Genomic DNA, 13,700 nt, shown 5'->3' on the forward strand with positions numbered 1-13,700 from the left:
CTACGCCTCGACGACGATTTTGCCGCGCACACCGCCGTTTTCCAGCGCGCGGTGTGCTTCGGCGATGTCCGCGAACGGAAACACCCGATCCACCAGCGGCCGCACCAACCCGGCGTCGACCCACCGGCTCAGGTCAGCGAGCAGATCCGCCTTCGGGTTCCCGCTGAACGCCCGCACCCAGCGGGCAGGGCGCAGCGAGTTCGCCGCCAGGTAGCCGAGCGTGCGGGCCGGATGGGCGAGGTCGAACGCGATCGCGACCATCCGCCCGCGCGGGGTCAGCAGCCGCCGGAACGCGCCGAGGTCCCGGCCGACGGTGTCGAGAATGACGTCGAACTTCCCCAGGTCCCCCGGATCGCGGTAGTCGAGCGCGACGTCCGCGCCGAGTTCCCTTGCCAGCTCCAGGTTTTTGGCGCTGGCCAGCCCGGTCACGTGCGCGCCCATCGCTTTGCCGAGCTGGGTGGCCACGAAACCGACCCCGCCGGTCGCGCCGCGGATCAGCAGGCGTTCGCCCGGTTTGAGCCGGGCCTTGTCGCGCAGCGCGGTGATCGCGGTGGTGCCCGCCAGCAGCGACGCCGCCTGCGCGGGATCGAGCCCGGCAGGCACGTGGTCCAGCCGATCCGCGGCCATCGCGTAGTACTCGGCGGCGGTGCCCATCCGCCGCCCGACGCCCCAGACGAGATCACCGGCGGCGAACCGGCTCGTTCCGGGCGCGGCGACCTCGCCGACCAGGTCCAGGCCGACCCGCTTGGGAAAACGCTTGCCGCTGAACGGAAGCAGCTTCCCGGACCGCATGGCGAGTTCGCCGCCGTTGACCGACAGCGCGCGCACCCGGACCAGGACTTCGCCGGGGCCGGGCACCGGTGCCGGGACCTTCACCTCGTGCAGGACTTCCGGCGGTCCGTAACGGTCGTAGACGATGGCGTTCATCGAAGTGGAAGGCATGTTCCACTTCTAGCACGGAAAGTGGAAAGGGTCTTCCGATTCGCCTAAAGTGAGAGAGTGCCGGAAAAATCGACTCGGTTGCGCACCGACGCCGCCCACAATCGCGCGCAGATCCTCGAGGTCGCCGAACGCACCTTCGAGACCGAGGGCCTGGAGGTGTCGATGAGCGAGCTGGCGCGCCGTGCCGGTCTCGGCGTGGCCACTGTGTACCGGCATTTCCCGACCAAAGCCGACCTGATCGCCGAAGCCTTCGCCGAGCCGATGGCCGAATGCGCGAGCATGCTCGACGAGGCGCTCGCCGACCCCGATCCGTGGCGCGGCTTTTGCCGGGTGGTCGAGGAAGTGTGCGCGATGCAGGCGCGCAACCACGGTTTCTCCGCCGCGATCGTGACCGCGCTGCCGGATCAGGCCGCCTTCGGACAGCTGCGGGACCGGGCGTTGCGGGCGTTCGCCGAGCTGATCCGCCGGGCGCAGGAAGCCGGTGCGCTGCGCGCCGACTTCGCGGTTTCCGACCTGTCGCTGATCTTGCTGGCGAACGGCGGCCTGCGGGCGGGCGCGGGAGCCGCGGCACCGGCGGCGTCGCGTCGGCTCGCCGGCTTTCTGCTGCAGTCGTTCCGGGCCGAGGCGGCCGCGCCGCTGCCGCCGCCCGCGGAGCTCCCGCTCGACGTTTCAGTGCTCTGAATGGGCGGCCAAGCTGCACAAATCGGCGGGTCATGGTGATTTCTCCCGCGCTTGACACGGATTGAGCACGGGCACGCCGTATGGTTGACGGCACCCTTTCCGGCGCACCCAGCGGCGGGCACCAGCGTCAGAAGGAGCCGATCGTGACTCTTTCCTCGGTCCAGGACGTAACGGGCCGGTTGTATCTCGCGGTGGGGCGGCTTTCCCGCTCGCTGCGCCAGGCCGGCGCGCCCGGACCTGGACACGGGTCCATCTCCGCGCTGGCCACGCTCGTCCACTTCGGCGAGCTGCGCCTCGGCGACCTCGCCGCGAAGGAAGGCGTCGCGGCGGCCACGATGTCGCGCATCGTGGCCACGCTGGTGGAGGCCGGTTACGTCACCCGCGAATCCGACCCGGTCGACCGGCGCGCCTGGCTGGCCCGCGCGACCGAGGAAGGCGAACGCCTCGTCTCCGGCGTCCGGTCCACCCGGGTGCAGGAACTGAACCGCCGCCTCGACCGGCTCACGCCCGAGGCCCGGGAGTCGATCATCGCCGCGCTGCCCGCGCTGGAAGCCCTGATCTCCGACGAGGGCTAGCGCTCCTCGGGGGCGAGCCGCCAGAACGCGGAGACGGGGCCGACTTTCGCGCCCATCGGGTAGGAGTGTTCGACGGCCTGGGAGACGAACCATTTGCCGTAGCGCGCCGCCTCGACCACGGACATCCCCTTGGCCAGCCCCGCGGTCAGCGCGGACGCCATCGTGTCGCCAGCCCCGTGGGTGTGCGGCGTCTGCCAGCGCGGGCCAGGCAGTTCCACGAACGTCGAACCGTCGAAAAGCAGGTCGACGCATTCCGGGTCGGACTGCAGGTGGCCGCTCTTCACGAGCACGTACCTCGGACCCAGCTGGTGCAGCACGACGGCCGCGGTGTGCATGCCTTCGCGGTCGGTCACGGTCATGCCGGTGAGCAGCCGCACCTCGTCCAGGTTCGGGGTGAGCACGGTGGCGCGCGGCAGGAGTTCGTCGCGCAGCGCGGCGAGGCCGTTGTCGTCGAACAGCGACTGGCCGGTCATCGCCGCGGCCACCGGGTCGACCACGAACGGGATCGCGCCGTCGCGTCCGATTCCGGCCTTGTCACAGGCCGCTGCGACGGCGTGGATGATCTCCGCGGACGCGAGCATGCCGGTCTTCGCCGCGCCGACGCCCATGTCCTCCGCGACCGCCTGGATCTGCCCGGCGACGATGTGCGGCGGCAGGTCGGCGCGGTCGTGCACGCCGAGCGTGTTCTGGACGGTGACCGCGGTGACCGCGACCAGGCCGTGCACCCCGCAGGTGAGGAAGGTCCGCAGGTCCGCCTGCAGTCCGGCGGCCCCGCCGGAATCCGATCCGGCGATGGTGAGCGCGGACGGCGGGCTCGGGTTCTCAGTCATGGGCGCGTTCCGGCTTCTGGTCTGGTCCTGGCGGCTGTCGTTCCTGCACAGTCCACCACGATGGCACACCCGGTGGTCGCGCTGGTCCCTCGCGCGGCTAAAACCGCGGCGGCGGCTTCAGCACCGACATCCGGTATTGGTACACCGCTTGCGCTTCGGCGATCCCCGGCCGCGGCGTGACGCCCGACTTGCGCATCGTTTTGACCGCCGAAGCGGTGCGGTGCTCGGCGACCAGGCCGTCGACCTCGTGCTGCACCTCAAGCGGCAGTCGCGCCCACAACGCTTCCGGTGACTCGCTCATCCATCCAGTGTCGCATCGGCGAGCCGCCAGAAGGGGGAAACCGGGCCGACTCCGGCACCGAGCGGATACGCCTCCTGGACGCAGCGTTCGATGAACCGTTTCGCCTCCGCGACCGCGGTGGGCACGTCCGCGCCCTTCGCGAGCGACGAGGTGATCGCCGACGCCATGGTGTCGCCGCCGCCGTGGGTGTTTTCGGTCTCGATGCGCGGCCCGCTCAGCTCGATCACCGCCGAACCGTCGGTGAGCAGATCGACGCAATCGGCGGCGTCGTAGAGGTGCCCGCCCTTGACCAGAACCCACTGGGAACCGAACTCCAGCAACGCTTCCGCGGCTGCGTGCTGGCTTTTCGCGTCGGTGACGCGGACACCGGTCAGCAGCCGGACCTCGTCGAGGTTCGGCGTGATGAGGGTGGCGCGCGGGAACAGTTCCGTCCGGATCGCTTCCAGTGCTTCTTCACGCAACAGCGCGTGTCCGGTCATCGACGCGGCCACCGGGTCGACCACGAACGGCGTGTCCGTGGCACGTCCAATGTGGACTTCATCCAGCGTTTTCGCTACCGCCTGAATGATTTCCGCGGTGGCGAGCATGCCGGTCTTCGCCGCGTTGACGCCCATGTCCTCGGCGACCGCTTTGATCTGCGCGGTGACGACGTCGACCGGTATCTCGGAAAACCCTTGTACGCCAAGCGAATTCTGCACGGTGACCGCGGTGAGCGCGACCAGCCCGTGCACGCCGTTGGCGAAGAACGTGCGCAGGTCCGCTTGCACGCCCGCACCACCGCCGGAATCGGATCCGGCGATGGTGAGGGCGGTGCGAGGCGTGCTTGTCACTGGTTGACCACGGGCAGGTAGACCTTGTTGCCCTGCTCGGAAAACTCCGCGGACTTTTCGGCCATGCCCGCCTCGATCGCCTCCACAGAGGACAGACCGTGTTCCTCGGCGTACTTGCGCACGTCCTGGGTGATCCGCATCGAGCAGAACTTCGGCCCGCACATCGAGCAGAAATGCGCGGTCTTCGCCGGTTCCGCGGGCAGCGTCTCGTCGTGGAAGGAGCGCGCGGTGTCCGGGTCGAGCGACAGGTTGAACTGGTCGTTCCACCGGAATTCGAAGCGGGCCTTGGACAATTCGTCGTCCCAGTCCTGCGCGTACTGGTGGCCCTTGGCCAGGTCGGCGGCGTGCGCGGCGATCTTGTAGGTGATCACGCCGGTCTTCACGTCGTCGCGGTTGGGCAGGCCGAGGTGCTCCTTCGGCGTGACGTAGCACAGCATCGCCGTGCCGTACCAGCCGATCTGCGCCGCCCCGATCGCCGAGGTGATGTGGTCGTAGGCCGGAGCGATGTCCGTGGCGAGCGGGCCGAGCGTGTAGAACGGGGCCTCGCCGGTGAGCTTTTCCTCCAGCTCCACGTTTTCCTTGATCTTGTGCATCGGCACGTGGCCGGGGCCTTCGATCATCACCTGCACGTTGTGCTCGCGCGCGATGTGCGTCAGCTCGCCGAGGGTTTCCAGCTCGGCGAACTGGGCGCGGTCATTGGCGTCCGCGATCGAGCCGGGACGCAGGCCGTCGCCGAGGGAGAACGTGACGTCGTACTCGCGCAGGATCTCGCACAGCTCGGAGAAATGCGTGTACAGGAAGGATTCCTTGTGGTGCGCGAGGCACCAGGCGGCCATGATCGACCCGCCGCGGCTGACGATGCCGGTGACCCGGCGCGCGGTCAGCGGGATGTAGCGCAGCAGCACGCCGGCGTGCACCGTCATGTAGTCGACGCCCTGCTCGCACTGCTCGATCACGGTGTCGCGGTAGATTTCCCAGGTGAGCTTTTCCGGCTCCCCGTTGACCTTTTCCAGCGCCTGGTAGATCGGCACGGTGCCGACCGGGACCGGCGAATTGCGCACGATCCACTCGCGCGTTTCGTGGATCCGCTTGCCGGTGGAGAGGTCCATGATCGTGTCGGCTCCCCAGCGGGTGGCCCACACCATCTTGTCGACCTCTTCCTCCACAGAGGACCAGACGGCCGAATTTCCCATGTTGGCGTTGATCTTCACCAGGAAGTTCTTGCCGATGATCATCGGCTCGGTCTCCGGATGCTTGCGGTTGACCGGAATCACCGCGCGCCCGCGGGCGACCTCGTCCCGCACGAACTCCGGAGTACAGCGTTCACGCGCGGCGATGAACTCCATTTCCCGGGTGATCACCCCGGCTTTCGCCCAGCCGAGCTGGGTGTTGTGCTCCCGCCCGTCGGCCCAGCCGGACCGCAGCGGGTGTAGTCCATTGTGGACATCGATGTTCGCGTCCGGATCGGTGTAGGGGCCGGACGTGTCGTACACGTCGAAATGCTCCCCGTTCGACAGGTCGATCCGCCGCGCCGGAACCCGCAGCCCGGATTCGGTGCGGTGATAGACCTTCCGCGAGCCGGTGATCGGCCCGGTGGTGACGGACGGGGCGATGGCACCCTGGTTTTCCAGCGTCGTCAACGACGTTCACTCCCTACGCCGGCATTACCCGGTCAGGTTCATGCGGTCGGTGACGCCGGGTGTCCGCGAGATGGACACCAGTCACCCTCTCAGCCCGCCAAGGCGCGAGCTCCCGCGTTGCATTCGGTTGAGGTTGCTCGTCCGACGATGCCATGGCGCCTCGGGTCGGCACAACCCTCCCGCCCGTCTGGCCGAAGGACGCCGAAGGCCTCCCCGGTGATTCCGAGGAGGCCTTCGGCGAATTCGGCGCGGGTCAGGCGTCCGCGGGTTCCTTCGGCGGCAGCCAGGTCAGGCCGGGCACGCCCCACTTGTTCTTCTTGAGCATCTTCTTCGCCGCGCGCGCGTGGCGGCCGACGAGCCGGTCCAGGTAAATGAACCCGTCGAGGTGATCGGTCTCATGCTGGAGGCAGCGCGCGAAGTAGCCGGTGCCCTCGACCTCGATCGGGTTCCCCTTGACGTCGAAGCCGGTCACCTTCGCCCATTTGGCGCGTCCGGTCGGGTACGACTCGCCGGGGGCGGACAGGCAGCCCTCCCAGTCGTCGTCCGGGTCCGGCATGGTCTCCGGGATCTCGGAGGTCTCCAGCTTCGGGTTGACCACCACGCCCTTGTGCTCGACGCCCTCGTCATCCGGGCAGTCGTATACGAACACTCGCAGGTCGAGCCCGATCTGGTTGGCCGCGAGGCCCACGCCCTCGGCCGCGTACATGGTCTCGAACATGTCCTCGACGAGGGTGGCGAGCTTGTCGTCGAACTCGGTGATCTCGCGCGTGGGCTGGTGCAGCACGGGTTCGCCGGCGATGCAGATGGGGTGGACGGTCACGGACGCCGAGTTTAGTCGGACCCTTCTGGTACACCTGGATCGGACCGTGACGCGCCGTGTCGGATGCCCATGTCGAGCATGGGTTCCGTGGTTCAATGACGCCCGCGGAAAGGACTGCCGACACCGATTGCGAGGACCGCATGGACGCCGCGGAGTCGATGGCTGGGGACCAGCCGTCGCCGCCGGAAAATGTCGGTGGCCTGACCGAACGCGAACTGGACATTCTCGCGTTCGAGCGGCAGTGGTGGCGCCACGCCGGGGCGAAGGAGAACGCCATCCGGGAGCGCTTCGGACTGTCTTCCACCCGTTACTACCAGTTGTTGAACACGCTGCTGGCCAAGCCGGAGGCCGTCGCGGCCGATCCGATGCTGGTCAAGCGGCTGCGCAAAACGCGCGCCGCCCGTCAGCGCAAACGCGGGGCCCGGCGGTTGGGGATCGAGCTGTCATGAGCGTCTTCTCGGGACTGTCCCGGCCGTTGAAGGCCGCGGGGGTCGCGCTGATCGGGGTCGCGGTGGTCGCGGCCGTCATCGGCGGCGTCACCGTGCTCAACACCGGCGGGGACCAGAACGCCGGACCGAGCACGTCCGGCGAGCCCACCGCGCCCGGCGGATCGTCGTCCGCGCCATCTTCGTCGTCGGCGCCGTCGTCGCCCGCTTCGTCGTCGCCCGCTTCGTCGGTGCCGGCCTCGTCGTCCGCCGCTTCGTCGGCCCCGGCGTCGAGCCAGGCCGGACAGCCCGGCGGCCAGCCGGGGCAGCAGCCAGGACAGCCGGGCCAGGCGGGCCCGGACCAGCAGGCCTCGAACAAGTGGGTCACCCTGCGGGTCTACAACAACTCGCTGATCAAGCACCTGGCCGAACAGGCCGCCGCCGACTTCCGAGGTTCGGGCTGGAACGTCGCCGAGGTCGGCAACTACTCGCAGGGCGTCATCCCGACGACCACGGCCTACTTCCGCCCGGGCACCGACGAGGAAGCCGCCGCGAAACAGCTGGCCAAGGAGTTCGGCTTCCAGGCCCAGCCCCGGTTCGAGGGCATCCAGAACTCGAGCCCCGGGGTGATAGTGATCATCACGAAGGACTACCAACCCGGACACAAGGGCAGCTGATCCGGTTTGTGACAGCCCGCGCTACGGCGCGGGCTTTGTCATGTCTGCGGTGCCTCGGGTGTGTGGGGTGCTGGGTTGTCGGGTGGGTGGCGCTCGGCTGATCTGCGTTCGGCGCGGTGGTGGGGTGTGGTGTCCGGCTTGGTATGGCAGTGCGGGCAGTTCGGTATGGCAGCGCGAGTGGCTAGCCGTGGCAGACCAGGCGGCTCGGTATGGCAGGACGGGCAGCCCGGTATGGCAGGCGACTGGACGCAGCGGTCATGCAGCGTGGCCGGGTGATACGGCACAGCCTGGCGCGTGGTGCGGCACGGAGCACCGGCGAGCGCGGCAGCCAAGGCGAACCACCTCCCAGACTCCGCACACCACAGGAAGTCACCGTGACGCCAGCGAGCGCTGGCACCGCCGAGACCGGCACCAGCGCTCACCGACCTCACCGTTCCTGCTGCGCCTGCGCGTAAGCCTCCAACGTCGCCAGCTGTGCCGCGTCCAGTGAAGGTCGCACTGCCTCGCGGGCCTTGGCCAGGTGCGCCGCGGTCACCTCGCGGGCCTCCAGCGATTCGCGCATTGCCGTCAGTGCTGCCTCGCGGATCAGGGCGGCGCAGTCGGCGGCCGAGTAGCCCTCCAGTGCCTCCGCGGTGGCCGTGAGGTCCACATCGGACGCCAGTGGGGTGTGCTTGGCCGTCGCGGCGAGGATCGCGGCGCGGGATTCCGCGTCTGGCGGCGGGACGTAGATTCGCCGCTCCAACCGGCCGGGGCGCAGGAGGGCCGGGTCGACCAGTTCGGGCCGGTTCGTCGCGCCCAGCACGACCACCTCGCGCATCGGCTCGACGCCGTCCAGTTCGGTGAGCAGCGCGGCGACCACGCGGTCGGCCACACCCGAATCCGACGACTGGCCTCGGCGCGGGGCGAGTGCGTCGATCTCGTCGAGGAAGATCAGCGAGGGTGCCGCGTCGGCGGCGCGGCGGAAGAGGTCGCGGACCGCGCGTTCCGATTCGCCGACCCATTTGTCCAGCAGTTCCGCGCCCTTGATCGCGAACACGTTCAGCGCCCCGGTCCCGGCGAGCGCCCGGACCAGGAACGTCTTGCCGCCGCCGGGCGGGCCGTACAGCAGCACGCCGCGCGGCGGTTCGACGCCGAGCCGGGCGAACGAGTCCGGGTAGCGCAGCGGCCACAGCACGGTTTCGGTGAGCGCTTCCTTGACCGACGTCATGTTGCCGACGTCGTCCAGGGTCAGCCCGCCGGTGGCCAGATTGTCCGAAGTGGACAGCGAGATCGGCCGGACGGTGGCCAGCGCGTCGAGCAGGTCCTGCTGGGAGATCTTGGGCTCGTCGGCGTCCCGTTGGCGCAGCGCGGCCCGCAACGCCGCGTCCCGGCGCAGGGCGAGCAGGTCGGCGGCGACGAAGCCGGGGGTTCGTTCGGCAAGCACGCCCAGGTCGGCACCGGATTCGACCGGTACGTCGCGGAGCAGGATCCGCAGCAGTTCGACGCGCGTTTTCGCCTCCGGCAACGGCAGTCCCAGCTCCCGGTCGAGCAGGTCGGCGCCGCGCAGCCGCGGGTCCACCGACTCGGCTCGCGCGGTCGTGGCCACCACGGCCAGCCCGTCCCGGCGCAGTGCGGCGCGCAGTTCTTCCAGCACCACGGTGGCCACCGGCGGCGGCTGAGTGGCCGGGAGCAGCGCGTCGATGTCGTTGATCAACAGCACGCCCGGACCGTCGCCGTCCGCGGCCCGCTCGATGGCCTCGCGCAGCGAACGGTGTGCCGCATTCGGTTCCAGCACCGCGATATTCGGGGCGGTCACCGACACCACGCGCACCTTCTCCGCCGCGGCGACCGACCGCACCAGCGTCGCCTTGCCGACCCCTTCCGGTCCGGACAACAGCACGCCCAGATGCGCCGAGGTGCCCAGTTTCGCCAGCAGCTCGGGCCGGTGGAACGCCAGGTCGAACCATTCCGCCAGCTTGCGCGCCGCGCTCTCGGCTCCGACCAGATCAGCGACCGGCACCGGCTCGTCCAGGCCTTCCTCGCGGGCCTCGGTGACGACCTCTTCGACGATCTCCGCGTCGAGGTAGTCCTCGGCCGCGGTGACGGCGGTGGTGCGGACGAGCGCGGTCGCGGTGCGCGTCGGCGGTTCGCCGGTCGGCGTGCCAGTGCGGGCGCCGTCGCGCCAGCTGACCACAGTGGACGGTCCGACGACCACCACGCCGGCCGGTTCCGTCGCCGTGACGGTCAGCAGTTCGTTGGTCCAAGTCGCCCCGATCACGCGGGACAACTGCCCGCGCACCGCGGCGACGTCCGATCCCGGCGCGGGCGCGAGGTCTTGCGGCAGCAGGGAAACCGCGTCGCCGCGGGTCAGCACCTTGCCGGTGAGCGCGAGCCGCAACGTCTGCGGCGACACCGAAACCGACGCCAGCCGAGACCCGGACACAGTGACCGTGCGGGCAGCGGTGACCTCCGCTGGCGAGACCACGACCTCGCCGCCCTCCGCGACGCCGAGGTTCGACATGGTGACGTCATCGGTCAACACGACCCCCGGCGTCGCCTCCTCGGAGGCGGGCGCGGCCAACGCGGCACTGCGCCGCGCGCCGGTGAGGTGCACGGCGTCCCAGGCCCGCAGGCCGAGCGCGTCGAGCACTTCCGGGTGCAGCCGGACAACTCCCCGCCGCGCGTCCAGCGCGGACGGCGTGTGCCGGACGGTCAGGGTGATCTGCGGATCGCTCACGCTGCTCACCCTAATGAACTCGCGGGTGGTTATGCGCGAACGCGAGGACCGTGCCTAGTGCGTCGCGGACCAGTCGCGGATCGCGGCGACGAACTCCTCGGGCGCGTCGGACTCCACGTAGCGGCGCGGTGTTCGGCGCCTGAATTACGGCTTCGCCCAGCCGTCGAAGGAGAGGATTTCGTCCACCTCCGGGCGAGCGGCAGGGGAGAACTCCTGCTGGGTCGAATACGCCACCGCGAGCAGGCCGATCTGCGCGACGTCGTCCGGAATGCCGAGGATCCGCGCGACATCCGCCTCCCGGCCGCCGAGGTGGTAGCTGCACAGCGAACTGGCCAGCCCGTGCGTGCGCAGGGCTAGCTGGAAGCTCCAGATCGCTGGGTAGATCGAGCCGTAGTACGCGGAAAGCTCGGCGGTGCCCGTCGGCACCGGTCCCGGCATGCACGGCAGCACGAGCGCGGGCACCTGGTCGAGGCGCTCCACTAGGTATCGAGCCGAGGTCGCCATCCGGCGGTCAACGAGGTGTTCGTATTTCCGCCACGCATCTTCTGCGGCCTCACGAGTGATCGCGGCGATTTCCTTGCGTACCGCGGGATCAAGTACGACGACCCAGCGCTGCGCGGCGAGAAGAGAACCGGCGGCCGGGGCTTGCTGCGCGATCCGCAGGCAGTCCTCGAGCACGGTCTTCGAGACCGGCCGCTCCAGATCGAGCTTCCGCCGGACGGAGCGAGTGGTGGTGAGCAAGGTGACGGCATCCACGGTGGACCTCCCAGGCTGTACTTACAGCGTAAGCGTACGGTGTAAGTACGGCGGCTGTCGAGGACTTACGCCGTAAGCTGGCGGGATGGCCCGGGAAACCTTGACGCGCGAAAAGGTGCTCGACGCGGCGCTCGCTTTCGTCGACCAGCACGGCGTGGCGGCCCTGTCGATGCGCAAGCTCGCCGCGGAGCTGGGCGTGGAGGCGATGTCGCTCTACAACCACGTGCGGAACAAGGGCGATCTGCTGGACGGTCTCGTGGCCCGGATCTTCGAGGCGGTCCCGGTGCCCGACCCGGCCACGCCGTGGGACGTCCGGATCCGCGGCCTGGTCGAGGGCCTTTACGCGCAGTTCCGGCGCCATCCGGCGGTGCTGCGAACGCTGGTCGCGGAGGAGGCCAACCCGCGTTCGCCGGGGGCGTTGAAGGTGATCGACAGCATGCTCGGCGCCTTGCTGGACGCCGGGCTGGACGACGTCGGAACCGTGCGCGCGTACCGCTCTCTGACCGGTCTCGCGTTCGGTGCCGCGCTCACCGAAGAGACCGGGCTGGCCGGGGCGCCGCTAGACCGAGCGGAGCCGGTCGACGACTGGTTCCGGCGCATGGCGACGCCCAGCGAAACACCGAACCTGCACCGCCTGCTGCCGGTGCTGACCGACGCGGACTGCCGACAGGATTTCGAGACGCAGCTGGACCTCTTCGTGTCCGCGCTGGGAAAGGCGGAAAACTAGCGGCGCCGGATGCCGATTCGCCGCCAGCTGCGCCGCCGCTGGGTGGGCCCGGACGTGGCCGAACTGTGGTCCCGCTCGCGCAGATTCCGGCTCCGCACCAGGTCGGAGTTCGTCCGCCGCACCGCGCGCATCGCCGCACCGGCGACCCGGCCCGAGGCGGGGCGCAAGCGGAGCCGGCGGTGGCTGCGGGCCCGGCGGATCGCCCGGCGTTCGCGCGGCGGCACTTCCCAGGCCTCCGGGTGCGCGGCGAGCCAGCGGTGCCGGTAGACCGAGTACGGGATGTGCAGCAGGTACAGCACCAGCGCGACCGCCAGCGCGGCCAGCGGGAAGACGATGATCGCGGCCGCCAGCAGCCCGACGCCCACCAGCAGCGGCGCGATCGCCTTCGCCGGGGCCTTGACGGTCTTCAGCGACAGCGTCGGGATGCGGCTGATCAGCAGCGCGGCGACCGCGATGGTCCACACCAGCACCACGTACTGCTCGGACCACCAGCCCTCGCCCCACTGCAGCGTGGCGATCAGCGGAAGCAGCGCGACCAGCCCGCCGGCCGGCGCGGGCACGCCGACGAAGAACTCGGCGGCGTACGGCGGCTGGTCGGTGTCGTCGAGCAGCGTGTTGAAGCGGGCGAGCCGCAGGATCATGCAGACCGCGAAAATCAGCGACGCGACCCAGCCGATGCGGTCGCCGTGCGCCTGCCAGACGTAGAGCACCAGCGCGGGCGCGACGCCGAAGGAGATGCCGTCGGACAGCGAGTCGAGTTCGGCGCCCATTTTGGACGTCGCGTCGAGCAGCCGGGCGATCCGGCCGTCGAGGCTGTCGAGGACGGCGGCGATGCCGATCGAGCCGATCGCCATCGCGTAGTTGCCGGTGAGGGCGAACTGCACCGAGGAGAGTCCGGCGCAGAGCGCGAGCACGGTGATCGCGTTCGGCAGCAGCCGGACGCCCGGGGTGGTCACGCGGACCATGGTCAGCTTTCTCCCTGCGCAGGAAGTTCGGCGAGCACGGTTTCGCCGCCGACGGTGCGCTGGCCCTTGGCCACCACGACCTTGCTTCCCGGCGGCAGGTAAGTGTCGACGCGCGAGCCGAAGCGGATGATGCCGTAGGTCTCGCCCGCGGACACCTTGTCGCCCTCGCGGACGTCGCACCGGATGCGGCGCGCGACCAGGCCGGCGATCTGCACGACGACGAGCTCGTGGCCGTCGGCGGTGTGCAGCACCAGCGAGTTGCGCTCGTTGACCTCGCTCGCCTTGTCGAGGTCCGCGGAAAGGAACTTGCCCGGCTTGTACGCGACCTTCGAGATCACGCCGGTCGCCGGGACGCGCTGGACGTGCACGTCGTAGACCGACAGGAACACGCTCACCCGCATCCGCGGTTCGGCGGGAAGGCCGAGTTCGGCGGGCGGGACCGCTTCCTCGATGAGCGAGACGGTGCCGTCGGCGGCCGAGATCGCGACGTTGTCCCGCGCCGGGGGCACGCGCTTCGGCTCGCGGAAGAACGCCGTCATGCCCGCGGTGGCGAGCGCGCCGGCCACGCCGAGCCGCTTGGAGAACCGGCGCAGCACGAAGGTCGCGGCGAGGCCGCCGAGGAGAAACGGCCGTCCCGCCGGGTGCATCGGCGGGAACGTCTCGCGGGCCAGCTGGACAGCGTGCGCGAGGGGGTTACCGGTGGGCTGGCCGCTCATGGGTCGAGTTCCCCGCTGTTCGTCTCGGTCGGTGTAAGGGTCCGATTTGGGCTTCCCCACGCTACCGCCCGCCTGCGGCGGACCCGGCAGGCCCTGGTC

At 69.9% G+C, this 13,700-nt stretch carries 15 protein-coding genes and 1 riboswitch; of the genes, 5 read left to right on the forward strand and 10 right to left on the reverse strand.

Annotation, left to right across the window (positions count from 1 at the left end; all coding sequences use genetic code 11):
• Positions 1-942 carry an NAD(P)-dependent alcohol dehydrogenase gene (locus F9C12_RS27550; protein ID WP_409184685.1) on the reverse strand — a complete coding sequence of 314 codons (942 nt, stop codon included), beginning with the start codon at positions 940-942 and terminating at the stop codon, positions 1-3.
• A 57-nt stretch (positions 943-999) separates the two neighbouring features.
• On the opposite strand from F9C12_RS27550, the gene F9C12_RS27555 reads away from it, so the two are divergent.
• Positions 1,000-1,623 carry a TetR/AcrR family transcriptional regulator gene (locus F9C12_RS27555; RefSeq protein ID WP_409462284.1) on the forward strand — a complete coding sequence of 208 codons (624 nt, stop codon included), beginning with the start codon at positions 1,000-1,002 and terminating at the stop codon, positions 1,621-1,623.
• 143 nt (positions 1,624-1,766) lie between these two features.
• Positions 1,767-2,198 (forward strand): MarR family winged helix-turn-helix transcriptional regulator, encoded by a 432-nt coding sequence (locus tag F9C12_RS27560; protein WP_037718524.1) that lies wholly within the window; start codon positions 1,767-1,769, stop codon positions 2,196-2,198.
• Here the strand turns inward: F9C12_RS27560 and thiD (F9C12_RS27565) are convergent.
• The 5 genes from thiD (F9C12_RS27565) to F9C12_RS27585 form a co-directional block, all read right to left on the reverse strand.
• Positions 2,195-3,028: a bifunctional hydroxymethylpyrimidine kinase/phosphomethylpyrimidine kinase gene (gene thiD / locus F9C12_RS27565; protein ID WP_409462285.1), complete on the reverse strand. Its 834-nt coding sequence runs from the start codon at positions 3,026-3,028 to the stop codon at positions 2,195-2,197. The two genes, F9C12_RS27560 and thiD (F9C12_RS27565), sit on opposite strands and share 4 nt — an antisense overlap.
• Before the next feature lie 97 nt (positions 3,029-3,125).
• A complete protein-coding gene (locus tag F9C12_RS27570) occupies positions 3,126-3,329 on the reverse strand; it encodes a hypothetical protein (protein WP_409462286.1) in 204 nt (67 codons plus the stop codon).
• Positions 3,326-4,159: a bifunctional hydroxymethylpyrimidine kinase/phosphomethylpyrimidine kinase gene (gene thiD / locus F9C12_RS27575; RefSeq protein WP_409462287.1), complete on the reverse strand. Its 834-nt coding sequence runs from the start codon at positions 4,157-4,159 to the stop codon at positions 3,326-3,328. Before thiD (F9C12_RS27575) ends, F9C12_RS27570 begins: the two co-directional genes overlap by 4 nt.
• Positions 4,156-5,799, reverse strand: a complete 1,644-nt coding sequence (thiC, locus tag F9C12_RS27580; RefSeq protein WP_409462288.1) for a phosphomethylpyrimidine synthase ThiC — start codon at positions 5,797-5,799, stop codon at positions 4,156-4,158. Before thiC ends, thiD (F9C12_RS27575) begins: the two co-directional genes overlap by 4 nt.
• A riboswitch (TPP riboswitch) is annotated at positions 5,793-5,925 on the reverse strand. Its footprint overlaps the gene before it by 7 nt.
• Before the next feature lie 127 nt (positions 5,926-6,052).
• Positions 6,053-6,619 (reverse strand): peptide deformylase, encoded by a 567-nt coding sequence (locus tag F9C12_RS27585; protein WP_409462289.1) that lies wholly within the window; start codon positions 6,617-6,619, stop codon positions 6,053-6,055.
• Positions 6,620-6,759: 140 nt separating this feature from the next.
• On the opposite strand from F9C12_RS27585, the gene F9C12_RS27590 reads away from it, so the two are divergent.
• Positions 6,760-7,068, forward strand: coding sequence for a DUF3263 domain-containing protein (locus F9C12_RS27590; protein WP_067579729.1), 309 nt, complete (start codon positions 6,760-6,762; stop codon positions 7,066-7,068).
• Positions 7,065-7,721 carry a LytR C-terminal domain-containing protein gene (locus F9C12_RS27595; protein WP_409462290.1) on the forward strand — a complete coding sequence of 219 codons (657 nt, stop codon included), beginning with the start codon at positions 7,065-7,067 and terminating at the stop codon, positions 7,719-7,721. The genes F9C12_RS27590 and F9C12_RS27595 overlap by 4 nt, the downstream gene beginning before the upstream one ends.
• 427 nt (positions 7,722-8,148) lie before the next feature.
• Here F9C12_RS27595 and F9C12_RS27600 read toward each other — a convergent pair whose 3' ends face one another.
• Positions 8,149-10,437, reverse strand: a complete 2,289-nt coding sequence (locus F9C12_RS27600) for an AAA family ATPase (protein WP_409462291.1) — start codon at positions 10,435-10,437, stop codon at positions 8,149-8,151.
• Positions 10,438-10,581: 144 nt separating this feature from the next.
• On the reverse strand, positions 10,582-11,193 hold the full coding sequence (locus tag F9C12_RS27605; RefSeq protein ID WP_409462292.1) for a nitroreductase family protein: 612 nt from the start codon (positions 11,191-11,193) through the stop codon (positions 10,582-10,584).
• A gap of 85 nt (positions 11,194-11,278) precedes the next feature.
• On the opposite strand from F9C12_RS27605, the gene F9C12_RS27610 reads away from it, so the two are divergent.
• Entirely contained in the window at positions 11,279-11,920 is a 642-nt protein-coding gene (locus F9C12_RS27610; RefSeq protein WP_409462293.1) for a TetR/AcrR family transcriptional regulator, read from the forward strand.
• Here the strand turns inward: F9C12_RS27610 and pssA are convergent.
• Positions 11,917-12,885, reverse strand: coding sequence for a CDP-diacylglycerol--serine O-phosphatidyltransferase (gene pssA / locus F9C12_RS27615; protein ID WP_067579721.1), 969 nt, complete (start codon positions 12,883-12,885; stop codon positions 11,917-11,919). The genes F9C12_RS27610 and pssA overlap by 4 nt on opposite strands.
• Positions 12,886-12,887: 2 nt before the next feature.
• A complete protein-coding gene (locus F9C12_RS27620; protein ID WP_409184696.1) occupies positions 12,888-13,601 on the reverse strand; it encodes a phosphatidylserine decarboxylase in 714 nt (237 codons plus the stop codon).
• Positions 13,602-13,700 lie beyond the last annotated feature (99 nt).

The organism is Amycolatopsis sp. GA6-003 (assembly GCF_046267895.1).
Lineage (GTDB): Bacteria > Actinomycetota > Actinomycetes > Mycobacteriales > Pseudonocardiaceae > Amycolatopsis.

Coding starts and splice junctions, on each gene's coding strand:
- F9C12_RS27550 (WP_409184685.1), bottom strand. CDS start 942: ATGCCTTCCACTTCGATGAACGCCATCGTCTACGACCGTTACGGACCG.
- thiD (WP_409462285.1), bottom strand. CDS start 3,028: ATGACTGAGAACCCGAGCCCGCCGTCCGCGCTCACCATCGCCGGATCG.
- F9C12_RS27570 (WP_409462286.1), bottom strand. CDS start 3,329: ATGAGCGAGTCACCGGAAGCGTTGTGGGCGCGACTGCCGCTTGAGGTG.
- F9C12_RS27590 (WP_067579729.1), top strand. CDS start 6,760: ATGGACGCCGCGGAGTCGATGGCTGGGGACCAGCCGTCGCCGCCGGAA.
- F9C12_RS27595 (WP_409462290.1), top strand. CDS start 7,065: ATGAGCGTCTTCTCGGGACTGTCCCGGCCGTTGAAGGCCGCGGGGGTC.
- F9C12_RS27610 (WP_409462293.1), top strand. CDS start 11,279: ATGGCCCGGGAAACCTTGACGCGCGAAAAGGTGCTCGACGCGGCGCTC.
- pssA (WP_067579721.1), bottom strand. CDS start 12,885: ATGGTCCGCGTGACCACCCCGGGCGTCCGGCTGCTGCCGAACGCGATC.
- F9C12_RS27620 (WP_409184696.1), bottom strand. CDS start 13,601: ATGAGCGGCCAGCCCACCGGTAACCCCCTCGCGCACGCTGTCCAGCTG.